Below are 23,193 nucleotides of genomic sequence, written 5' to 3'. Positions count from 1 at the left end.
TAGCTGTAGCTGTCGGAAATTCCCACAAAAATAGTTCCACAATTTGGAAAATTTTGGTGAATGCTTGTGTAAATGAATCAACATTTTTAAATGAGTGAATTGATTTGCTCAAATTGGGATGAAATTTTGTGGTTGTCTTGAAATTGAAGAAAAACCAGAAAAAATTAAAAAGACTCTTGCTGAACTGATCATAAGAATATTCAGCGACGAATTCCTGAATATCGAGCATAGCATTAAGTATGTCTTCGATATAATCTCCCGCAACTCTGCTGTTCATACCTCAACTACCTCTGAAAGGACATGTTTTCCTATCCTGGGTTTCAGAGCAGTTTTTGATACAAGATCTACCTTAATCCCAAGCCTATCCGATAATTCATTCTCAAGTCTAGCACACCCCAGCAATGTAATGGACCCATTGAATTCCACAAGGATGTCAAGGTCGCTAGATGGGCTCTGCTCTCCCCGGACATAAGAACCAAAAACTCCCATATACTTTATAGGGTATTTCTTCCTCAGTTCCGGAAGCATTTCCTGCAGTTTTTTAATATATATATCAACTTCACGCTGGTCCTGCAGTTTCATAGTAATTTGATTTTATGGCAGTTCATATATAAATAATGGTTTCAAGCTCCCTTATTCATGCAACCATGTCAGTAAGGCTCTCTCTTTTTTAGGTGTACGTAATATGAAAAATTCATGAAAGTCTCATAAGTGTATATGGAAATGGAAGAAAAATAGAAATTAATTTAGAGAGATCTATGCGCCACACATTAGATCTCTTCTCTCTTTCTTGTAGTCCTGCTAAACTAAGCGACTCTAAATCACAAATTCGTCCTCTTGAGCGCAGCGAAGCGTAGAGAAAAGGTTCTCGTGATGTTGCGATTACATCGCAACTACAAGAAAAATCATATATTTTTCTGTCCCGAATCGCAATTCGGGAAGCGCAACTCAGGAGTTTATAGTTCAAGCCCCATAAGGTCTTCTGCAAGGATCACCTCACCTTCGACATAACCCCTGAGGCGGTAGACTGCTTCTTTTTCATGCCCTCTCATTTCGGGGTAGAAATGGGTTAGGCAGATACTTCCGATCTCGCCGTTATAGTCCCCAAACATTTCAGCAAGGGTGTCTGGGGTTGTGTGGTTTGTTACTTTTATGCCGGCAGGAAAGGAGCATTCGTGGATCAGGAGATCTGCTTCAACTGCGAGGTCCATGATATCCCTGCAGGGTTCGGTATCCCCGGAGTAAACAATCTCTCCCGCTTCTGCGCTTATACGGTACCCCAGAGTCGGGACGCTGTGGAGAGCAGATGCACAGGTTATTTCGCAGTCAAAACCTTCGGGGGTAAATTCTTTTCCTGGAGAGAGCTCTATAATATCCACGTCCACGGCGTCCTGAAAATACTCATAAGCCCCGATCACCTGTGAGAACCAGTCATCGGTTCCTTTAGGCCCATATACTCGCATATCGGTTTTTCCTCGAAGCCAGTTTGCTTTGATTAGGGGGACAAGGTCAGCTACGTGGTCAAGGTGAAGGTGTGAGAGAAGTACGGTATCGACTTCCGTATGTGAGACTCCGGCATCGGGAAAACGACTCAGTACGCCGCTTCCGCAATCAATAAGAAGAGGTTTTTCCTCAAGTCTTACAAGTACTCCGGACTGTACCCGACCCTTCTGAGGGATCGCAACTCCAGTGCCAAGAAATTTAATCTCCATAAGGTAAAGAATAAGCTTTAAATAATTTAACTTTATTTAAAGCATGTCCGCGTAGCAAATTTTTTGCGGCTCAAAACCATCCAGTTTTTCTCCAAGCGCGAGGGTTGCCCAGCCAGGCCAAAGGCGCCAGACTTAAGATCTGGTATCGAAGGATTTCGTGGGTTCGAATCCCACCCCTCGCATTTTTTGAAAATACTGTTTCTCTACAGATAATATTAAGTCAACGTTTTTTAATGAAAATTCCAATTAGATTTTTCTATACCTACTTTGTAAACTTTGTGCCTTGGATCATATTTATTAGCCGTGAACTATAAAATATGTCAATATTTAGAACCAAATTTTTTTAGTATCTAATAGGAATAATTTTACTAACCTTAACTCCGCCATTTTTAGGGGATAAGTATCTCTTATTCATAAATTATCAGCATCATCTGCCTCTAACGTGAAGATTTTCGTTTGTTTTTCACATTCCCTAATAGGGAACACATCCTATTGGAGAGGGAGGATTGCAGAATGCCTCTTGATTTGGAATATGAGCTTCATTTTCAATCCTTATTCCCTAATTCGTCCGAGTTAAGGTTACTAATATGTTATTTCCTCTATATTCAGAAAAATCAGTATCATTAGACCTTTGTATCAAAAAGAGTTACAAATTCCATGTTAAAAAATATAGTATTTATAAACGCCAAATCACCAGAAAAGGTTAAATTTATCGAAACTTGAACTTTTATATGCTTCAGCATTCAACTGTCAATTTATTGAGACATTTTGGCCCAGAAAATTAAAAAAGATAATACAGTACTGGCTGAAAATAATAACCGATTTATAGATAGTGCTGTATTCTAAATTTATGAAACTTGAAGAGCATCTGGAACTCTTTAAAGAAAAAATAAAAACAAAGGATTTTCTGGTATGTAAAGGCTTGGGAAATGAGATCCCATACTGGATATTTGATTATGAGCCCGAAAAAGAGCTTCTAGTCAGAGACACAATTGAAAAGATGGTCACAAGCTTTGAGACCAAATATTCTCTTAAAATAATTGAAATTAACCTGTACGATCTGTGTCTCAAAATACTGAGTCAGAAGCTGAGCGATGAAAAAATAATCCAGTTTGAAAAGAAAAAGGGTTCAGATGCCTTACTTGAAAAAATTAGATTAATTCTTAACCAGGAAGCCACAAAAAAAGAAATCTCCGAGATACTTCAGGGAGACTATGACATTATTTTCCTGACAGGAGTAGGAAATGCCTGGCCAATAGTCAGAGCTCATTCTGTCCTTAATAACCTTCATTCCGTTACAGGCAAAAAGCCTCTTGTGATGTTTTACCCTGGAAAATTCAGCGGGCTTGACCTGAGCTTATTCGGAGAGTTCAAAAGCAAGAACTACTACAGAGCTTTCCGATTAATGCCAGAGGCAATGTAAATTTAGAAATTTGTTTGGGATTACTCTGCAGGAGATTTTTAGGTTTTCAGATAACAACCAGAATCTTGGATTCAATTTACACGGATTTACAGAGAAACTCAATTCAAACTAATATTTATTCAGAGTGCTACACATGACAGCCACAGAAATAAAAATAGAAGATTTATTCGAAAAAGATATCCGAAGGGATATCAATGGGGTAATAAAGGTTGATCAGGAAGACGAAAGGAGCGTCTATACCGAACTTGATGAGTATGTGGTAACAGGGGAGTCCCGAAAGCATTTTGATACATTTTTCAGAAATTATGCTGCAGCACTTGATGAACCCACAGACAAAATAGGGGTCTGGATCTCAGGGTTCTTCGGTTCAGGAAAATCACATTTCCTCAAAATCCTTTCATATTTACTGGCGAATAGGGAAGTTCAGGAAAAGAAAGCACTCGAATTTTTCAGGGACAAAATAACAGACCCTGCTATTTTTGCCAATATCGAGAAAGCCGTTACTACAGGCACTAAAGATGTTATTCTCTTTAATATTGATTCCAAAGCAAACACTGCAAACAAGGGCGATGAACAGATTGTAAATATCTTCATGAGGGCTTTTAACGATATGCGAGGGTATCTGGGGGATGTTTTCTGGATCGCAGACCTTGAAGAAGACCTTGAAGAAAAAGGGCTTTATGAGGCTTTTAAAACAGAATTTGAGAGCATAAACGGGGAGCCATGGGAAGAAAGAAGAGTCACCTATGGTTTTGAGCAGGACGATATTATAGAAGCCCTTGAAAACTGTGGCCACATGAGCAGGGAAGCTGCTACCAGGTTGTTTGAAAACGATGGAGCAGGCTATACTTTTAGCGTTGAGAAATTTGCAAAAAAGCTCGATAAGTACTGCAAATCGAAGGGAAAAGACCATCAGGTAATTTTCCTGGTGGACGAAGTGGGGCAGTATATAGGAGAAAATAGCGAGCTGATGCTCAACCTCCAGACCATTGTGGAGGAACTCGGGACCAAACTCCGGGGGAAAGCCTGGGTTGCAGTCACTTCACAGGCTGATATTGATACTGTTACTAAAGAACACGTAAAAGGCTACGACTTTTCCAAGATCCAGGGACGTTTTAACACCAGGCTTGGACTTACCAGCGCTAACGTGGACGAGGTTATCAAGAAAAGGATCCTGAGTAAGAAGGAGGAATACCGGGAAGTTCTGGCCTCATACTACGCAGAAAAGCAGACTATACTCAGGAATTTGCTTGCGTTTTCAAACCGGGCTGAAATAAAGGTCTACAAAAACGAAGATGACTTTGTAAACGTATATCCTTTTGTCCCCTACCAGTTCAACCTTGTGCAGAAGGTCTTTGACAGGATCAGAGAAACAGGGTTTACGGGCAAGCACCTGGCAAAAGGGGAAAGGTCGATGCTCAGCGCTTTTAAGGAGTCGACCGAGAACTACTGCGAGAATAATGTAGGGATGCTGATTCCTTTCCACGCATTCTATGAGACTATTGAAGGCTTCCTTGACCCGATTATCGCAAGAACAATTTCCCATGCCCGAAAAAATGATTTTCTTAATGACAACGACTGCGAACTTCTGGAAATCCTGTTTATGATCAGGAGCATTCCGGAAATTGAGCCGAACCTCGACAACCTGATAGTGCTCTCCATTTCTTCGGTTGACGAAGATAAGATCAAACTGAAACAGAGAATCGTTGAGTCCCTGCGAAAACTCGAAGACCAGACCCTGATAAACAAGTCCGAAGACAAGTACTATTTCCTGACAAATGAGGAACAGGAGATCAATAAGGACATCAAAAGGGTAGAAATCGAAGAGCACCAGATGCTAGAAGAAATCCACGGGATGCTTTATGAGCAGAAACAGGGGATCTGCCCGGCTTCCCATAAGGAATACAGGTTTAACAAAGCGATTGATGACAGGGTGAAGACCTTCACAGGCGCAGACCTTACAATCAAGTTCCTGACTCCTCTTTCAGACCAGTATTATAGTAAAAAAGGAAACCAGCAGTCCCTGAGTGGCGATACTTTAAGCAATATCGATTCAACGGACACCCTGCTTTTCATTCTTCCGGAAGACGAATTAATCGACCAGATCAGGTCTTACCTGAAAATAGAGAAGTATCTCAAGCAAAACTCCTCAAACCGGAACAATGTGGAAATCCAGAATATTCTTTCCACAAAACAGCAGAATGCCAACAGCGCAAGAGCAAAAGCCCTGGAACTGGTCCAGAAAGGAGTTTCGGATTCAAGGGTTTTTGTTGATAACAAGGAAGTAATCCCTGAGAAATCCAGCCCGAAAGAGCGCATAAAGGAAGGGCTCGACCTCCTTATACAGAACGTCTACAACAAAGCCGGATATGTTACAAAGGACTATGAAAACGACAGCGAAGTGCTCAGAGTCCTGCGCTCGGATGACCTTGAGAGGTTCGGAGTTGAAGGCAGTGATATAAACAGGCTGGCTTTAAAGGAGATGCTTGACTACATCCGGTTGAAATACGGGAGAAGCGGCAGGGTCCTGTTAAGTGACTTAAAGGAACGCTTCACGAAAAAGCCCTACGGCTGGAAAGAAATGACGATTTCGGGGCTTGTGGCAACTCTTTACCTCAGGGAAGAAATTAAACTCCGCTACCAGTCCGAATATCTGTTCAAAGACCCGGAAGCTACGGCAAAACACCTGACAAGAAGGGATGAAACTGACAAAGTGGTCATAGAAATCAGGGAGAAGACCGGAGAAGAGGACCTGAAAGCTGTCAGGCTGATCCTGAACAACCTTTTTGACAAATTAAATCTGAAAGAAAAAGAGGGAGAGCTTTACGAAGAGATAAAGTGCATATTCCGGGAAGAGCTTTTGAGCCTGCAAGAAATCGAAGGCAGGTATGAGGAAGAGAAAAGCTTCCCAGGCAGAATTCAGATAGAAGCTTACAGAAAATTCCTGAAGAAACTGACAGAGAACTCTGATCCCTCTGCCTTTTTCAGAGCCATTGCCTCCCAAAAAACCGAGTTTGAAGAGCTTCATGCCAATGCAGATCCTGTAAAGAGCTTTTTTGGAGGTTCCCAGGTTGAAATCTTCAGGAGTCTTGCCCACAAGTACAGGGATTACTCCAGAAATATCCAGTTCCTCAGTGATGAAATAAAAGCAGATATTGAGGAAGTATACAGAATTTTGAATTTGGAAGAACCCTACTCTCAGATCCGCCAGCTTCCCATACTGGAGAAGAAGATCGACGCTTCAATTAAAGAGGCCCTTTTTGCCCAGAAGGAAAAGGTCAGAGAAAGCCTTGATACAGTTACAAAAGAGCTTGAGGATGACCTTTCAGACGAAAAGTACTCCGACGACTTCAAGGAATCGGTGCTTCGGCTTTTCAATGTAATCAAAATGACCACGGAAAATGCTGAAGACTGCATTTTTGTCCAGAGCCAGCTCCCTATAATAGACTCTCTCCGTGTAGACGCCTACAGGCTGAGAGATGCTGAGAACCTCAGAATCCGGGAAGAGCAACAGAAACTAGCTAGTGAGAAAATCATTGATACACCAGAAAAGCCGGATGACCAGCCGGATTCGCCTCAAGTTACATCAAGAAATACCGAAGTTATCAGCGATATAACATTTTTCAAGTCCGGAAAAATACTGGAAAATGAGCTCGATATCGAGGAATACGTTACCCAGCTCAAAGGAAAACTAATGAAAATGGTCAGAGAGGAAAACATTAAAATTTAAAAAAGGGTCGGATAAAAAATGGACAAATCAGCAATAATAGAATTCTCAAACAAGGTTCGCAACAAGTTAAATGAAGAAGTAAAAAGCCAGGCAGCCTATTACGGAATCTTTCCCAAAGAAATCCACTCCGTAGAAGAGCACCCGGACTCAGTTGTCATCAACGGCAGCGTCTTTAATTCAAAAATCAAAAACCAGCGCTCTCAGCTTGTAAAGCAGATCAAGGAAAAGGGCTACGAACAGGTTATGGAAGAAGTTACCTATACATGGTTCAACCGCCTTGTTGCCCTCAAGTTTATGGAGATGAACGGCTGCCTTCAAGACCAGATCAAAGTTTTCACTTCAACCGACCCGAATAAACCCGAACCCGACCTCCTCACAAATGCTCTGAAACTTGACTTCCTGAACCTTAACCGAGATTTAGTTCTTGACCTTAAAGCCGAAAACAAAGACGAAGAGCTCTACAAATATCTGATTCTGAAGCTCTGCAATTACCTGAACAAAATAATGCCTTTCCTTTTCGAGAAAATAGAAGACTATACCGAACTCCTTTTCCCTGACAAGCTTCTGCATACAGGTTCAGTCCTGCATGACCTGAATTCAATTATTCCGGACGAGGACTGGCAAGAAGTTGAAATCATAGGCTGGATCTACCAGGACTATATTGCCCCGAAGAAGGACAAAGTCTTTGCCGACCTGAAGAAGAATATCAAAATCAGCAAGGAAAACATCCCTGCTGTTACCCAGCTTTTCACCCCTCACTGGATTGTCCGATATCTTGTGGAAAATTCCCTGGGCCGCCTGTGGATGCTTAACCGCCCGGAATCCAGCATTGTTGACCTGATGGAGTATTACGTAAAACCGGAACAGCAGGAAACCGATTTTCTGAAAATCAATTCTCCAGAAGAGCTCAAGATTTGCGACCCTGCCTGCGGTTCGGGGCATATGCTTGTTTATGCTTTTGATCTTCTGTATGCGATTTACGAAGAAGAAGGCTACACCCCTTCCGAAATTCCGGAAATTATCCTGACCCACAACCTTTTCGGGATCGAGATTGATAAGCGTGCAGGGGAACTTGCAGGTTTTGCACTGACCATGAAGGCAAGAGGTAAAGACCGTCACTTTTTCAAAAAGCAGGTTCAGCCCAATATCTGTATGCTGGAGAATATCACGTTTGAGCAGAGTGAACTCGATGCTTACATAGATGCTGTCGGAAGTGAGCTTTTCACTAACGCCCATAGAGCCACTCTGCTCCAGTTTGCCGAGGCTGATAATTTTGGATCTCTTATACGTCCGGCTGCGATGGAAGTATCGGGTCTCTTAAGCCTGCTGGAATCTAAGAACCTTTCAGGCAACCTTTCCCACCTTTCTACTCATCAGAAAGTCCTGCAAGCTCTGAAACAAGCTGACTACCTCAGCCCTAAATACCATGTAGTCATCGCAAATCCGCCATATATGGGCAATAAAGGGATGAATAACAGACTGAAGACATTCCTTCAAAATAATTATGCTGATGTGAAATCTGACCTATTCTCAGCATTTATAGTTCGTAATACAGAACTTGCTTTTCCCAAAGGTCAACTTGGATTCATGTCTCCTTTTGTGTGGATGTTTATTTCTTCCTACGAAAAACTGAGAGATTTTTTGATCAATGAAAAAACTATAACTTCACTGATTCAGCTTGAATACTCAGGTTTCGATGGAGCGACAGTTCCAATCTGCACTTTTACAAGTGAGAATGCATATCATCCTGAATTCAAGGGTGGATATGTACGGCTATCTGATTTTCGAGGAGCAGAAAACCAAAGCCCAAAAACGCTTGAAGCTATCAAAAATCCGAAATGTGGCTGGTTCTACCGTGCCTCCGCTACAGATTTTAAGAAAATTCCTGGGAATCCAATTGCGTATTGGGTGAGTAACAAGGTTCGCGATCTATTTGGAAATATAACTCTAGGGGACTTTTTTGACACAGAGGGACAGAACAAGACTACTGATAACGATAAATATCTTAAATATCATTGGGAATTAAGGGAGAAAACAATAGGTGTAGATAAAAAGTGGGTTCTCTGTGCAAAAGGAGGATCTTTCCGTAAGTGGCAAGGCAATATTGAATATGTAATTGATTGGTCTCCAGAAGCAAGAGCCTTCTATCGTAAGGATCATAGTGCTCGTATAGTTGAAGAGGAGTTCTGGTATCGAGAAGGAATTACATGGACTGGAATTACATCTTCATTGTCTGGATTTAGATATTTGGAGTATGGATGCACATATGAAACAGCAGGCCCAACTATTTTTGTGAAAAATGCAAATAAATATGTTATTCTGGGTTATTTGAATACACCGATTGTTGCTAAATTTATCAATATAATGAATCCGACATTGAATACAAAGATAAAAGACGTACAAGCTTTGCCGATTATTCAATCGATCCTATTTGATAATCAAGTAGAGAGTGTCTCTTTGAGACTAGTAAATCTCTCCAAATCCGACTGGGACTCCTACGAAACCTCTTGGGATTTCACCACCCTCCCCTTCCTACAATCCGAATTCCGCCAGCCAACCCTCTCAGAAACTTACACTAAACTACGTACCCACTGGAAAGAAATGACTCTTGAAATGCAGCGGCTGGAGGAAGAAAATAACCGTATTTTTATTGAAGCCTACGGCTTGCAGGACGAGATAACTCCAGAAGTTCCTCTTTCTGAAATCACACTGACCTGCAACCCATATTACCGCTACGGCAACAACAAAACCGAAGAAGAACTCGAAACACTGCTGATGACCGATACCGTAAAAGAGCTGGTTTCATACGCTGTAGGCTGTATGTTCGGAAGATATTCGCCCGAAAAAGAAGGACTGATCCTTGCAAATCAGGGAGAAAAGCTTGGTGATTTTAAAGAAAAAGTTCCCAGAGCTACTTTCCTGCCAGATGAAGATAATATCATCCCGATCCTTGATGATGAATATTATACGGATGATATCGTAGGCAGGTTCAAAGAGTTCTTGAAACATACTTTTGGAGCGGAAACGCTCTCTGAAAACCTTAACTTTATTGCAGGGGCAATTTCGAAGAAAAATGAATCTCCTGGAAAAGTCATAAGGGATTATTTCCTGAAGGATTTCTACAAAGATCACGTGAAAATGTATAAGAAAAGGCCAATTTACTGGCTATTTACTTCCTCAGAAAAAGGAAAAGCGTTCAATGCGCTCGTTTACATGCACAGGTACGATAAGACTACCTTAGCAAAGATGAGAATCGATTATTTGCTTGACTTTGAGTCGAAGCTGGATGCTCAGAGGTCGCTTCTGAAAAAGGAAATTACTGAGAATTCCAAGAATAGTGGAAAAGCCGAATCAGAACTTGCTAAACTTAATAAAAAGATCAATGAGCTCGTTAAGTATGATGAACTGCTAAAAAATAAAGCGGATCAGATGATTGAGATTGATCTGGATGATGGGGTTAAGGTGAATTATGAGAAATTTAAAGGGTTGGTGGGGAAAATATAAATTTGACCTCACTTCCCTTTTTTAATTGTTGATAATTTCTTCCATATGTAGAAAGAAGGCGCAAATATGGAAATTGAAGTATATGCTGATGAGATAATTACACCTAAAGATTTTAACAATTGTACCAGGAATTTTATTGGAATTGGATGTTTATTTGTCCCTGTTTCGAAAAAACAGAACATATTATCCAACTTAATTAATTCAAGATGTTTATTTGAATCAAATAGATCTTGGTTTTGGGAACCTGATCAGTGTCCGTCTTCTATTACCAATGGAGGAAAATGCAAAACTCAATGGCATCAACAAAATATGTGTGAAATTCATCATACTGAATTAAGGAATTCCCGTTCAAGTAACTCACAAAGAGAAATATCCAAAAAATGGCTGAATTATCTCATAGAAAATAATATAAGAGACAGGAAAGAAATTTATTTTAACATCTTATTTGTTGACTTGGACACTTTACAAATCGAAAATTTTGGGACACAAAAAGTGCATGAGAATATATACAATAAATTCTTTAGAACAGTTATTCATTATGGAGTAAAATCTTTTTTTGGAAATAAAAATGTAACCATAAAAAAGGTTTTTCATGATAAAGGAAGTATGGAAAACCATGGTTATTTTCCTTATTTAAATTTAATGAAATTAGATTTGGATCTCGGAAAATATGGATTGATAGAGGATAAAGAGATTGCTTTTATTGATTCCGATCATAGAAATTATTTAAGGGAAAGTAATGATTTGTTAGAAGAAAGCCATCTTATACAACTAATCGATTTGTTGATAGGCTCAATAACTCAAAATATTTATTATCTTTCAGATGACAGATTGAAAAAAGAATTGGCGATGATAGTAAGACCATTAGTAAACAGGTTGCTAGAATCTCCAAGTAATCCCAATAGCTCTTATAATTATTATCAGAGGCAGCACATAGGTTTTTTTCCAAAATACTCACTTGAAAATGCAACCTATTTTTTAGATAGTTTAAGTCATGAGCAATTTGAAAACTATAAAAAAGGAAACATATACACAAATCGAAATATGGAAATGCCTTTTTATGATCCAAAGCAAACAAATTTGTCATTGTGGTAAAAGACGCCATAAACGTTGGTAAAAGACGCCATAATCACGCCAAAGACTTCATTATCAAAGACGTCAAACAGCCATAATAACGCCAACTGCATCATAAATAAAGAGGTCATCAAAATTCTATAAAAGCGCCACAAACACGCCAATACCGCAAAAACCGCACTAAATAACAGAATAATAAGGAATCGGGTGCAATGAACCTTCAATCCCTTATCAAATCCGGCGAATCCGAGACCCTCGAATTCAAAGAAAAATTCGACGACAGAACCGTAGAATCAGCTGTAGCTTTTGCTAATGCTAAAGGCGGAATGATCCTTATAGGGGTTTCTGATAAAGGAAATATCACCGGCTTAGATATAGGAAAAGAGACTCTGGCAAAATGGGCAAACCAGGTCTCAGACAAAACCGAGCCACAGCTAATCCCTGAAATAGAGGTGTTAGAATTTGAGGGAAAGAAGGTTGTAACGGTAAAAATCCCAGAATATCCTATAAAACCTGTATCTGTCAGGGGCAGGTGTTTCAAACGGGTAAATAACAGCAACCGGAGTATGAATTCGCAGGAAATTGCTGAGATGCACCTGCAGTCTACCGGAATGAGCTGGGATAGATTTCCAGCGGCTGGAAAATCTCTTGAAGATCTTGACCTTGGAAAAGTCAGCAGATATATCCGAAAGGCAAGGGTTTCCGGAAGAAAAGGGTTTGGAGAAGAGGAAGACCCTGTCCAGGTGCTCGAAAAAATGGAGCTTGTAAAAGATGGGAAACCTACCAGGGCTGCAGGACTCCTGTTTTGCAAGGATGGAAGACGTTTTCTCTCCCAGGCTGTAATCCATTGTGGACGGTTTAAGGACCAGACGCTTGTGATTGATGACCGGCTTATTGAGGGTACGCTCTTTGAACAGGTCGAAGAGGCGATGGATTTTGTCAGGAAGAACACTAACGTGAAGTTTGTTATGACCGGAAAGCCTGAAAGGGAAGAGGTCTGGGACTATCCGCTTGAAGCGGTCAGAGAGGCGGTTATTAATGCGGTCTGTCACAGGGACTACACAATTATGTCTCATATCGAAATCCGGATTTATGACGATGAGCTGATAGTCTGGAGTCCGGGTGGGCTTCCCTTGGGACTCACAATGGAAGACCTTTTCAAGCCTCATGCTTCGAAATTGAGGAACAAGGGGATAGCAGAAGTTTTCTTCGATACGAAAATAATTGAACAGTGGGGTAGCGGGATAGAGAAAATTCAAAATTACTGCAGAGAGGCAGGGCTTCCTGAGCCGGTTTTTGAAGAGTATCAGGGCTTCAGGGTCATCTTCAGGAAAGGAACTTTCAATGAAGAATATCTCAGAGAACTTGGGCTAAATGAGAGGCAGATAAAGGCCGTGTTCTATGTAAAAGAAAATGGAAAGATTACCAACAAAGAATATCAGGAAATATCCAACACAATTAAGAGAACGGCCTCTAGGGACTTGGCAGAATTAGTTTCTTTAAAAATATTTGAACAAATCGGCACTACAGGGAAAGGAACAGAATATATTCTATCTGGAGCCGGAGGTGAAAAAGAAGATGTCATCTAAAGGGGACAAAGGGGACATAAAGGGGACATAAAGGGGACAAACGCGCCAAACTAGCCACAATCAAATATATAAAAAGCCATAATCAAGCCAACTGTACCAGAAACAAAGGTAACATCAAAATTCTGTAAAGGCGCCACAAACACGCCAATACCGCAAAAACCGCATTAATACCACATAAGCCGCACTAAAGCCACAATAATACCGCATTAATACCGCATTAATACCGCAAAAACCGCACTAAAGACGCACCAAAGACGCGCAAGCCGCACTAAATTACAGAAAAATAAGGAATAGGGTGCAATGAACCTTCAATCCCCTATCAATTCCGGCGAATCCGAAACCCTTGAATTCAAAGAAAAATTCGATGACAGAACCGCAAAATCAGCTGTAGCTTTTGCCAACGCAAAAGGAGGTATGATCCTATAAGAGTTAGTAGAGCTGACCGGATGGAGAAGAAATGACTCACTCAATTGCTCAACTGCTCTCCAGGCCCGAAGGCAAAACGCTGGAGTTCAAGCAGGACCTGTCCTCGCCCAGAAATATACTTAAAACGCTGGTAGCTTTTGCCAATACCGCAGGAGGACGCTTGTTTATAGGGGTGGAGGATGGTTCAAGAGAAGTTTTGGGCGTTGAGAACCCGCTGGACGAAGAAGAGCGTGTGTGCAGCCTGATTGCTGACAATATCGAGCCGCGCCTGGTTCCAAATGTGGAGCTGATCTCTTTTGAAGATAAAACATTGCTTGGGGTGGAGGTATATCCAAGCGGCTCCAGGCCCCACTGGCTGAAAAAGGAAGGGCCGGATAATGGAGTTTATGCCCGGCTGGGTTCCACTAACAGAAAGGCGGACAGGGAACTCATTGCAGAGCTTAAGCGCACTGCTGAGGGTAAGTCTTTTGACGAACAGGTCCTTCCTGACAGGACTGTAGATGACCTTGATTTTGATGCTGCAGCGGCTTGCTTTAAAGGGCACAGGAAAATTGTGGAAAAAGACCTGGAGTCCCTGCGCCTAGTAACCAAATACCAGGGGCACCTGGTTCCTACAGTGGGCGGGATGCTGTTGTTCGGCAAGGACCGGGAGCTGATCTTTCCCGATGCATGGATCCAATGCGGGCGGTTTATAGGAAAGGACAAGGCCGACATTTTCGATCATATTGAAATCCATGAATACCTGCCAGTAGCAGTTGAGCGGGTAATGGAGTTTCTCAAAAAGCATGCCATGCGCGGAGCGGACTTTTCCGAACTCAGGCGCAGGGATGTCTGGAGCATTCCCCTGACGGTCCTGCGGGAAGCCGTGGTCAATGCCGTTGTTCACGCGGACTATTCACAAAGGGGAGCTCCTATCAGGATTGCTTTTTTTGATGACCGCATCGAAATAGAGAACCCTGGAATCCTGCTTCCGGGAATGACTGTCGAGGACATGTTGCAGGGTGTATCCAAGATACGCAACCATGTGATAGCCCGTGTTTTCAGGGAATTGAACCTGATTGAGCAGTGGGGCAGCGGGGTCAGCCGTATGTTCAAAGAAGCAGAGGCTCTCGGTCTTCCTGAACCGGAGATAATTGAAGTGGGAATGCGGGTAAGGTTCATTGTCCATCTGAAAGAATCCATTGCGGTTGAAACCCCTGGCTTAGTTACAGGTGAAGGAAAGTCACGGCCCGAGTTACGGCCCGAGTTACGGCCCGAGTTACGGCCCGAGTTACAGCCTGAGTCACGGCCCGAGTTGCGGCCCGAGTTGCGGCTAGAGTCACTGCTTGCGGCTAAAGTGCTGGTTCTTCTTATGAAAAATGATGCCGGAAAAGCCGAACTTGCGTCTGGATTAGGCCATAAGACCATATCAGGAGAGCTTAAAAAGCAAATCAAAAGGCTTCTTGAGTTTGGTTTCATTGAAATGACAGTCCCCGACAAACCCCGCAGCAGCAAACAGAAATACCGCCTGACGGCTAAAGGGAAGGCATTTTTAGATAAAGAGGCTGAGGGAGGCGAAGAATGAAACCAGATAAAAATAATGGAAAAAGGTGCATCGGATGGAAACCAGCGAATTCATCACAAGCCATGTGATGAATTTGAAAGCCACATGCCTCGAAACTGAGGAACAAAGGTATAGCAGAAGTATTCTTTGACATCAGAATAATAGAGCATTGGGGAAGCGGCATTGAAAAAATGAGGCATTACTGTAGAGAAGCAGGGCTTCCTGAGCCGGTTTTTGAAGAGTATCAGGGTTTCAGGGTAATTTTCAGAAAAGGAATTTTCAAAGAAGAATATCTCAGGGGACTCGGGCTAAACTAGAGACAAATCAAGGCTGTGCTCTACGAAAAAGAGAAAGGAAAGATTACAAATAAAGAATATCAGGAAATATCAAACACAACTAAGAGACCAGCTTCTCGAGACATGGCAGAATTAGTTTCTTTAAAAATATTTGAACAAATCGGCACTACAGGGAAAGGAACAGAATATGTTCTATCAGGAGCCAAAGTGAAAAAGGAGATGTAATCTTAAGGGGACAAAGGAGACATAAAGGGGACACAAAGGGGACAAAGACGGCATAATCACGCAAAAGACTTCACAATAAATCCGATGAAGAGGTAATTGAATTCTTAACACAAAAGTTCTAACCCTTCATTTTTTGATTACAGAAGCTTGATGAACTCTTCATCGGTCATCCCGGCTTGCCGGATTATAGATTTCAATGTCCCTGCCGCAATTTCTGGATGGTTCGGGACAATAACAACGAACGTTTTATCTGGAGCCTTCTTTTTCATTTTTATGTGGCTGCCCTTCTGAGATATGACCTGAAAACCCTGGTTGTTGAGAACCTTGATGACCTCAAGAGCTGACGGGGTGGGAAGTTTTGGCATGGGAAGAGACCTCTACCGTTGTGGTAAAAACCTGTCTGGCTGCAGGAATTTTGACATCCTCGTCTTCGAGGTAGAGTTCAATTGCTTCCTTCAGGTTCTCGATGGCTTCTTCAATTGTTTCACCCTGACTTGCGATGTCAAGCTCCGGACACCAGGAGACATACCATTTTCCTTCATTATGGACAACAGCTGAAAACCTGTACGTTTCTTCCATGATTAAGAGATTTCCTCTGTGCTATAAAAAATCTCTCTTTGGAAGATGTCCCAGTTTAAGGTTTCTGGTCGAGTGGTGCTTTTCACCACACGGATCAGTATCTGATATGAAATATAATTAATTAGTAATGTAATTGAATCGTATATTTCAGAAACGGACAAGGAAACCTGCAAGTACAGTCAGGTTGTAAGCGTGCCGCATAAACGTTTTTTGTGCTTTAAACGAACCCAAAGTTCCCGCAAGAATGATTATAAATATAATGATTACAAAAATAATCATTATGCAATTCTACAACCGGCAGAAAGAGCTTGAACTTATGGAACTGCTCGATCAGGGGAAACCATCTTTTCTCGTTATAACCGGGAAGAGAAGGGTAGGGAAAACCGAATTGATCAAGCAGTTCACAGGGAACAGGAAAGCACTTTATCTTTTTGTTGACAGCAACAAGAGCATTGACATCCTGATGGACGAGTTCGACCGACTTTTAAAGGAGAAACTGGACCTGCCGGATTACATAAAAGTCGATGAACCGGAGAATTTCCTCAAGTTCGTCACCTCTTATGACAGGGACCTGATAATAGCGATTGATGAATTCCAGAGGTTCCGGAAAGTGTACCCTTCTTTCATTACTCAGCTGCAGCGGTACTGGGACATGAAGCCGGATAATTGCAGGGTCTTTCTTATCGTATCCGGGTCTTCGATTGGCATGATAAGAAAAATATTCATTGAGGAACAGGCTCCACTCTTCAAACGTGCCGATAATATACTGACTATAAAGCCCTTTACGGTCCCTGAGACATTTGAGATGCTCGATGACATGGGCATAAAAGACCCGGAAGAAAAACTGAATCTGTACTTCCTTTTCGGAGGGACGATCTATTACTATCGCCTGTTTGAAAAGTATCAGTGCACAGGATTTGACGATGCCCTTGAAAAACTGATATTCAGCGAGTTTGCACCGCTTAAAAATGAAGTGAGGGACATTCTGATTGAAGAATTTGGAAAGGAGCACTCCACATATTACGAGATAATTTCAGCAATATCACAAGGAAGATGCTCGATGAGCGAGATCTCGGATCTGACACATGTCTCTTCTAGCTCATTGTCATCATATTTTTACGACCTCATAGACCTGCTGGGAGTAGTGGAACACCGGATACCTGTCATGGACAGGCCTGAAAAAAGCAAGAGAGGACGGTATTTCCTAAAGGATAATTTCTTCAGGTTCTATGGCCGCTTCGTATATCCTGTGTACAGCCAGTATATGGCAGGCAATTATTCTCCCATGCTGGGAAAGGTCCGGAAGGAATGGCAGAGTTATACGGGCAAGATATTCGAAGATATTGTTCGTGAACTGCTGGTTGAAAAGATGATCAGCGATTATCCGGATATTGGGAGCTGGTGGAACCGGAAGGGGGACGAGATTGATATTCTTGGAGTAGACCATCAGGGGAAAAAAGTCCTGGCAATTGAAGTCAAGAATAAAGAACTGGATGAGAGCGAGGCCAGAGAGATTCTGGAGTTAACACTCGATAAAACAAAATTAGTAAGAGGAATATCTGGTCAAAAATTGAAAGTAGGGATAGTAGCCAGAAAGGTCAAAGGCAGAAAACATCTGGAAGGTGATGGATTTCCTGTATGGGAACTGGAAGAGCTTATTCCATAATTAATAGAGTAAGGAGTAGCGGAATAGAGAAGATTCAAAATTACTGCATAATATACCCAACACAATTAAGAGAACGGCTTCCCGGGATTTGGGAAAATTAGTCTCATTAAAAATATTTAAACAAATTGGCACTACCGGAAAAGGAATAGAATATGATCAATCAGGAGTTGTAGATAAAAAAGGAGAGATTTCCTGGGGACAAAAGAGACGTAAAAGGGATATAAAAGGAACATAAAAAGGACAAAGAATAAGCAAAACTGTCCATCTGTTTATAGGCTAATTAAGAAATAAATCATATGGTACTGAATTTCAAACAGTGATATAAAAGACTGATCTCATAATTTTATTCCTTAAAACTAACAGATTATGAGAAAAGGATATATCTGAAAAGGATATTAAGCGTCCTTTCATCCATAAAATTAGCAAAATTTTTTAAAAATCAAAGAGTATTTCAGGGATAAAGTATCTAAATCTGTAGTTCTCAATTGAGCCCTTCCAGACTAACAGCAGGATATGGATTTTCATGGTCAACGTAGAAAAAACCAGCAGTAGTATACTCAAAAAATTTTCTCCTTCAGAACTGAAAGACTATGAGAAAAGAAAAATAGTCTTCTGGTACGACAGAGACAAAACCGCCTGGGACCAGGAGAAGCAGGCTCCCGGAGAGGAGCTTGAAGAAATAATCCATGTCCTGAAAGAAAACAACATCAAATTCCATATCCTTGACAATAACTATTTTGAAACCAAAAAACTCCTTGAAATCAAAGACCCGGAGTCAAACTACCTTATCTACTGCCCGGACAAAGAAAGAGCGCATGAAACCAACTGGCTTTTTGATATTCAGCTTTACTCATCCAGATTCGAAAACAGCCGGATTTCAGACATCAAGAGCGAGTTTGAGATTGACGGGCATGAACTGGACGACTTCTTCACTAAATATGAGAAATTCTTTGGAAACCAGAAAGAAAGAGTCCAGCCTTTAAAGAAGCTCTATCAGAAAGACTGGCGTGAAAAAGAGTTTATTCTGGGCATGCTGGCTGTTTTTTCAAAAACGCAGGCTCCTGAATTCAAACAGATTGTAAGGGACATCATGCTCAAATCTCTGGATGACGCTGAAAATCCTATCTGGGAGAACATTTCAAAGTTTGGACTGGAGGAGAACTTCTGGGAACTTACAGAAGAGGACTTTGGATTTTCGGCAAAAAATCCTACCCTGAAGAAACTTTTCCTTAGCTTCCTGATTACGCACATGAAGAGGTATTCCGGAATTTCCCTTTCAGGTTACGACCAGTATGTGAACCGAAAAGAAAATGAGTGTCAGATCTTCCTCAAGCACTGGATGGACAGCTCACGGGATTCCAAAACATTTGAAAAATATACAAAGGATATACTTGAAGAAAACAACCAGGATCTGGAAAAAAACCTGCAGGGAGCACTTGATAAACGAGATGTACAGAAATATCTTGAAGCAGAAGCTGTTGATACTTTTGACAAAGCTCTAATTGTTCATATACTCAAATTCCTGAACAGTCCTGTAGACTCAACAGGAGAGGACTTTAAAAACTATCTTTCCTGGATCGATACCCGTCGAACAAAGCACTGGTTTTCAGAGTATGAGAATATCTACAACGCACTTGAGTATGCGGTTAAACTCTTCCAGTTTTCCCTAGAATATTACGATAATCCAAAAGCAGCTGATGCACTTGAAAATACACGCAGTTTGTACGATTTATTCAAAGCATATGCTGAGACCTACTACCAGATTGACTATCTCTACAGGAAATTCTACTATTACTATGATAAAGAGCAGGAAAAAGATATCCTTAAGAAGAATCTCAGGCCACAGGTCGAAGACCTTTACACCAACAAGCTGCTCGGAAAATTGTTATTGAAATGGAGCAGCCTTATTGAATCCGATCTTAAAAGGCAGTGGAAAATTGAGCTTGCAGAAAGCCAGAAGGATTTCTACAAACAGCATGTAAATAAGATCTTGCAAAAAGATGACAGAAGCAAAGTTGCAGTCATCGTCTCTGATGCACTGCGCTACGAAGCAGCTGCAGAACTTTTTGAAACCCTCAACAAAGATACCTGGGGAATTCCCGAACTCAGCTACATGGCAGGAGTTTTACCTTCATACACGAAGCTCGGAATGGCAAGTTTACTTCCCCACAATGCTCTGGAATATAGAGGAAGAGAAATTTTTGTGGACGGTATAAGTTCTGAAGGGCTTGAAAAAAGGAACAAAATCCTGCAGAGTAAATATGAAGATTCGCTTGCATTTAATTATGAAGACTTCATGCGGTACAGCCGGGAAGAGGCAAGAGAGTTCATCAAGGGAAAAAGAGTCCTTTACATATATCACAATAAGATAGATTCAACTGGGGATAAACAGTCTTCGGAAAATAACGTTTTCAGTGCTGTAGAAGAAACAATTGTTGAAATTAAGAAACTTGTCAAGTATTTGAGTGATCGCCTGAACACAACAAATATCATTGTTACAGCAGATCACGGTTTTCTGTACCGAAGAGATGATATGGAAAATGCGGATAAAGTGGATACCTCATTATTTGACAAATCTCGTATAATTGACACAACAAAGAGATTTATCCTGAGTGACCAAGAGCTTTCACCTGAGAATTCGCTGGATAACATACACAGCTTTGGTATGCATTATATTCTCGGGCAGGACCACACCCCCCTCTTTGCCTATGTCCCTAAAGCAGACCTCAGGTTCAAACTTCAGGGAGGTGGGCTCAATTTCGTGCACGGAGGAGCCTCTCCTCAGGAGATTGTTATTCCAGTTCTGACATATAACCACAGGCGGAATGAAAAGGCTATTGATAAGAAGGGTATCAAGCACGGTAAGGTCAATGTCTCGGTAATAAACGACCGGAAAAAGATTACAAGCAGCAAATTTAAAGTAAAGATTTTCCAGACCGAAAAAGTAACCGATAAAATGAAACCCCGCACCATCAAAGTTTCTCTATGGGATATTGATGGTGGGCAGGAAAAAATGGTCAGCGATGAAAAAATCATTATTGCCAATAACGAATCCGATGAGCCCGAAGAAAGACAGTATAATATCATGCTCACCCTCGGAAACAATCTTGAAAACAAAACATATTACCTCAGGCTGATTGACGAAGACCCGGCTGAAATAAAAGACATTGCACGGATTCCATTCGAACTTGACCTTCTGATTGGCGATTTTGATGATTTCTAAGTTGAAAAGTAAATTATGCACAAAAATTAGGGATAAAAAAGAGTATAGGGTTATTGTAATAGGGACAGGATAAAAATGACCGAAGAAGCTCTTGAGATAGCAAGCCTCGAAACCGACAGAAAATTAATCCAGTATTTTCCTGGAAGAGTTGTACGAAAAGACCTAACAAAACTGCTGAAAGTCGGGCATAATGTCCCTGTCTACGTACTGGAATACCTGCTCGGCTCTTACTGTGCTGATGAGGACGAAGAAGTAATCCAGGAAGGCATCCAGATAGTCAAAAATATCCTGTCCCAGAACTATGTCCGGCCTGATGAAGCCGAAAAGATCAAGTCGAGGATTCGTGAGACGGGCTACTATACGGTTATTGACAAAATCACGGTTATGCTCAATGAAAGGAGAGACATATATGAAGCTACATTCTCCAATCTCGGGCTCAAAAGCATTGAGGTCGACTCTGATTATGTCATAAAATACGACAAGCTTCTCGGCGGTGGGATCTGGTGCATGATCAAGATGGAGTATTCAACAGAATCAGCTTCTTCGCCATTCATAATATCCAGTTTGAAACCCATCCAGATCCCGAATGTGAACATCCAGGAGATCCTGGTTGAAAGGAAGAACTTCACCAAAGATGAGTGGATTGATGTCCTTATGAGGAGCATCGGGATGGAGCCTACCCAGCTCGAAGCTTCCACAAAATGGCATATGCTCGAAAGGCTCGTCCCTCTTGTAGAAAATAACTATAACCTCTGTGAGCTCGGTCCGAAAAGTACAGGAAAATCTCATGTTTACAAGGAAATATCCCCGAATACCATCCTGATGTCCGGAGGACAGACCACAGTTGCAAATCTTTTCTACAACATGGCCACCCGACAGATAGGACTTGTTGGGTACTGGGATGTCGTGGCATTTGATGAAGTCGCAGGAATCCGTTTCAAAGACAAGGACGGAATACAGATCCTCAAAGATTACATGGCCTCCGGCTCTTTTGCGAGAGGAAAAGAGCAAAAGAACGCGAATGCTTCCATTGTTTTTGTTGGAAATGTCAACCAGAGTATAGAATCCTTATTGAAGACCTCACACCTGTTCTCTCCCTTCCCTGAAGCCATGAACAGTGATACCGCCTTTTTTGACAGGATGCACTATTACATCCCTGGTTGGGAAATCCCTAAATTCAGGCCTGAACACTTCACGGACAGATACGGATTCATAGTTGACTATATTGCAGAATTCTTCAGGGAAATGAGGAAGAGGTCATACGCCGACAACATAAACAGGTTCTTTAAGCTAGGGAACAACCTGAACCAGCGGGATGTAATTGCCGTTAAAAAGACCTTCTCAGGTTTAATGAAACTTCTTTATCCGGATGAAAATATCACCAGAGAACAGGCACAGGAGATTCTTGAGTACGCCCTCACAGGAAGAAGGCGTGTAAAAGAACAGCTCAAGAAAATTGGGGGGATCGAGTTCTTTGATGTCAATTTCTCTTACATTGACAATGAAAACCTGAAAGAAGCTTTCGTGTCCGTTCCAGAAAGCGGCGGGAACAAAATAATCCCTTCAGGCATTACAAAACCCGGAGAAGCCTATGCTGTTGCAGCTACCGACTTCGGCAAGATCGGGATTTACAAGTTTGAAGTTCAGGTAATTGCTGGTTCGGGAAAATACGAAAAATCAGGCACAGGGTCAAATTCTCAGACCAAGGAATCCATAAAAACAGCTTTCAATTACTTCAAAGCCAACGCAAAATCCATAAGCCAGAGCATCTCTGTAAAAGAAAAAGATTACTTTTTGCACGTCCAGGACCTCTACGGAGTTGGCATGTCCGAAGAACTTGCCCTTCCAGCCTTCATAAGCCTTTGCTCAGGAGCATTGGAAAGGTCTCTTCAGGAACAGACCGCAATTCTAGGGAGTATGACAATCGGAGGCTCTGTAGGTGTACTTGAAAACCTTGCTGGTCTTTTGCAGGTCTGCCTTGATGCAGGAGCAAAAAGAGTAATGATCCCGATTTCTTCTGCAGGCAAGATTGCTACAGTGCCGCCGGATCTTTTCAGTAAGTTCCAGATTTCGTTTTATGAGGACCCTATTGATGCTGTTTACAAATCTATGGCTTTGATTTAATTTCTTATCAAATCTTGACAAATTTGGGGTCATAATAAGCTCATCTAGTTGAAGGTTTAAAGTTTTATAAAATAGTTGT

The 23,193-nt window shown here is 41.5% G+C and carries 16 protein-coding genes, 1 tRNA gene and 1 pseudogene; 14 read left to right on the top strand and 4 right to left on the bottom strand.

Annotation, left to right across the window (positions count from 1 at the left end; translation table 11 throughout):
* Positions 1-273 precede the first annotated feature (273 nt).
* Both MA_RS12325 and MA_RS12320 read right to left on the bottom strand, forming a co-directional pair.
* Entirely contained in the window at positions 274-582 is a 309-nt protein-coding gene (locus tag MA_RS12325) for a nucleotidyltransferase family protein (RefSeq protein WP_011022349.1), read from the bottom strand.
* A 374-nt stretch (positions 583-956) separates the two neighbouring features.
* Complete coding sequence (locus MA_RS12320) at positions 957-1,712, bottom strand: MBL fold metallo-hydrolase (RefSeq protein WP_011022348.1); 756 nt, start codon at positions 1,710-1,712, stop codon at positions 957-959.
* A 97-nt stretch (positions 1,713-1,809) separates the two neighbouring features.
* On the opposite strand from MA_RS12320, the gene MA_RS12315 reads away from it, so the two are divergent.
* From MA_RS12315 to MA_RS28630, 10 genes and pseudogenes are all read left to right on the top strand, one after another.
* Positions 1,810-1,894: transfer RNA gene (locus MA_RS12315), tRNA-Leu, on the top strand.
* Positions 1,895-2,562: 668 nt separating this feature from the next.
* On the top strand, positions 2,563-3,135 hold the full coding sequence (locus MA_RS12310) for a DUF1788 domain-containing protein (RefSeq protein ID WP_048065384.1): 573 nt from the start codon (positions 2,563-2,565) through the stop codon (positions 3,133-3,135).
* Between the two features lie 133 nt (positions 3,136-3,268).
* The gene (gene brxC / locus MA_RS12305) at positions 3,269-6,865 is read left to right on the top strand and encodes a BREX system P-loop protein BrxC (protein WP_048065383.1); all 3,597 of its coding nucleotides are present in this window, start codon (positions 3,269-3,271) and stop codon (positions 6,863-6,865) included.
* A gap of 18 nt (positions 6,866-6,883) precedes the next feature.
* Complete coding sequence (gene pglX, locus MA_RS12300) at positions 6,884-10,369, top strand: BREX-1 system adenine-specific DNA-methyltransferase PglX (protein ID WP_011022345.1); 3,486 nt, start codon at positions 6,884-6,886, stop codon at positions 10,367-10,369.
* A gap of 66 nt (positions 10,370-10,435) precedes the next feature.
* Positions 10,436-11,464 (top strand): hypothetical protein, encoded by a 1,029-nt coding sequence (locus tag MA_RS12295; RefSeq protein ID WP_011022344.1) that lies wholly within the window; start codon positions 10,436-10,438, stop codon positions 11,462-11,464.
* Positions 11,465-11,655: 191 nt separating this feature from the next.
* Positions 11,656-13,032, top strand: a complete 1,377-nt coding sequence (locus tag MA_RS12290; protein ID WP_011022343.1) for an AlbA family DNA-binding domain-containing protein — start codon at positions 11,656-11,658, stop codon at positions 13,030-13,032.
* 300 nt (positions 13,033-13,332) lie between these two features.
* Positions 13,333-13,458 (top strand): AlbA family DNA-binding domain-containing protein, encoded by a 126-nt coding sequence (locus tag MA_RS12285; protein WP_048065382.1) that lies wholly within the window; start codon positions 13,333-13,335, stop codon positions 13,456-13,458.
* 31 nt (positions 13,459-13,489) lie between these two features.
* Positions 13,490-15,022, top strand: a complete 1,533-nt coding sequence (locus tag MA_RS12280; protein ID WP_011022342.1) for an AlbA family DNA-binding domain-containing protein — start codon at positions 13,490-13,492, stop codon at positions 15,020-15,022.
* Between the two features lie 92 nt (positions 15,023-15,114).
* Positions 15,115-15,318, top strand: a pseudogene (locus MA_RS28635) (ATP-binding protein); the annotation flags it as partial.
* A gap of 15 nt (positions 15,319-15,333) precedes the next feature.
* The gene (locus MA_RS28630) at positions 15,334-15,522 is read left to right on the top strand and encodes a hypothetical protein (RefSeq protein WP_052279163.1); all 189 of its coding nucleotides are present in this window, start codon (positions 15,334-15,336) and stop codon (positions 15,520-15,522) included.
* A 137-nt stretch (positions 15,523-15,659) separates the two neighbouring features.
* Here MA_RS28630 and MA_RS25535 read toward each other — a convergent pair whose 3' ends face one another.
* Together MA_RS25535 and MA_RS12270 are read right to left on the bottom strand one after the other, a co-directional pair.
* On the bottom strand, positions 15,660-15,887 hold the full coding sequence (locus MA_RS25535; RefSeq protein WP_083755925.1) for a type II toxin-antitoxin system HicA family toxin: 228 nt from the start codon (positions 15,885-15,887) through the stop codon (positions 15,660-15,662).
* Positions 15,856-16,101: a type II toxin-antitoxin system HicB family antitoxin gene (locus tag MA_RS12270; protein WP_011022341.1), complete on the bottom strand. Its 246-nt coding sequence runs from the start codon at positions 16,099-16,101 to the stop codon at positions 15,856-15,858. The genes MA_RS25535 and MA_RS12270 overlap by 32 nt, the downstream gene beginning before the upstream one ends.
* Positions 16,102-16,381: 280 nt before the next feature.
* Here MA_RS12270 and MA_RS12265 point away from each other — a divergent pair, with 280 nt between their 5' ends.
* The 4 genes from MA_RS12265 (at position 16,382) to brxL (ending at position 23,114) form a co-directional block, all read left to right on the top strand.
* Positions 16,382-17,767 (top strand): ATP-binding protein, encoded by a 1,386-nt coding sequence (locus MA_RS12265; protein WP_226990577.1) that lies wholly within the window; start codon positions 16,382-16,384, stop codon positions 17,765-17,767.
* Between the two features lie 88 nt (positions 17,768-17,855).
* Positions 17,856-18,002: a hypothetical protein gene (locus MA_RS27015; protein WP_157860210.1), complete on the top strand. Its 147-nt coding sequence runs from the start codon at positions 17,856-17,858 to the stop codon at positions 18,000-18,002.
* Between the two features lie 288 nt (positions 18,003-18,290).
* On the top strand, positions 18,291-20,990 hold the full coding sequence (gene pglZ, locus MA_RS12260; RefSeq protein WP_011022339.1) for a BREX-1 system phosphatase PglZ type A: 2,700 nt from the start codon (positions 18,291-18,293) through the stop codon (positions 20,988-20,990).
* 75 nt (positions 20,991-21,065) lie between these two features.
* Positions 21,066-23,114, top strand: a complete 2,049-nt coding sequence (gene brxL, locus MA_RS12255; protein ID WP_011022338.1) for a protease Lon-related BREX system protein BrxL — start codon at positions 21,066-21,068, stop codon at positions 23,112-23,114.
* Positions 23,115-23,193: the final 79 nt, after the last annotated feature.

This window comes from Methanosarcina acetivorans C2A, assembly GCF_000007345.1.
GTDB classification, from domain to species: Archaea; Halobacteriota; Methanosarcinia; order Methanosarcinales; family Methanosarcinaceae; genus Methanosarcina; species Methanosarcina acetivorans.
The sequence above is the reverse complement of the archived record's forward strand: the minus strand, read 5'-3'. Positions and strand labels throughout refer to the sequence as shown.

Excerpts from the sequence above, each read along its gene's own strand:
- brxL (WP_011022338.1), top strand. The coding sequence starts at position 21,066 with ATGACCGAAGAAGCTCTTGAGATAGCAAGCCTCGAAACCGACAGAAAA.
- MA_RS12270 (WP_011022341.1), bottom strand. The coding sequence starts at position 16,101 with ATGGAAGAAACGTACAGGTTTTCAGCTGTTGTCCATAATGAAGGAAAA.
- MA_RS12280 (WP_011022342.1), top strand. The coding sequence starts at position 13,490 with ATGACTCACTCAATTGCTCAACTGCTCTCCAGGCCCGAAGGCAAAACG.
- MA_RS12285 (WP_048065382.1), top strand. The coding sequence starts at position 13,333 with ATGAACCTTCAATCCCCTATCAATTCCGGCGAATCCGAAACCCTTGAA.
- MA_RS12325 (WP_011022349.1), bottom strand. The coding sequence starts at position 582 with ATGAAACTGCAGGACCAGCGTGAAGTTGATATATATATTAAAAAACTG.
- pglX (WP_011022345.1), top strand. The coding sequence starts at position 6,884 with ATGGACAAATCAGCAATAATAGAATTCTCAAACAAGGTTCGCAACAAG.
- MA_RS25535 (WP_083755925.1), bottom strand. The coding sequence starts at position 15,887 with ATGCCAAAACTTCCCACCCCGTCAGCTCTTGAGGTCATCAAGGTTCTC.
- MA_RS12320 (WP_011022348.1), bottom strand. The coding sequence starts at position 1,712 with ATGGAGATTAAATTTCTTGGCACTGGAGTTGCGATCCCTCAGAAGGGT.
- pglZ (WP_011022339.1), top strand. The coding sequence starts at position 18,291 with ATGGTCAACGTAGAAAAAACCAGCAGTAGTATACTCAAAAAATTTTCT.
- MA_RS12265 (WP_226990577.1), top strand. The coding sequence starts at position 16,382 with ATGCAATTCTACAACCGGCAGAAAGAGCTTGAACTTATGGAACTGCTC.
- MA_RS12290 (WP_011022343.1), top strand. The coding sequence starts at position 11,656 with ATGAACCTTCAATCCCTTATCAAATCCGGCGAATCCGAGACCCTCGAA.
- brxC (WP_048065383.1), top strand. The coding sequence starts at position 3,269 with ATGACAGCCACAGAAATAAAAATAGAAGATTTATTCGAAAAAGATATC.
- MA_RS12295 (WP_011022344.1), top strand. The coding sequence starts at position 10,436 with ATGGAAATTGAAGTATATGCTGATGAGATAATTACACCTAAAGATTTT.
- MA_RS12310 (WP_048065384.1), top strand. The coding sequence starts at position 2,563 with ATGAAACTTGAAGAGCATCTGGAACTCTTTAAAGAAAAAATAAAAACA.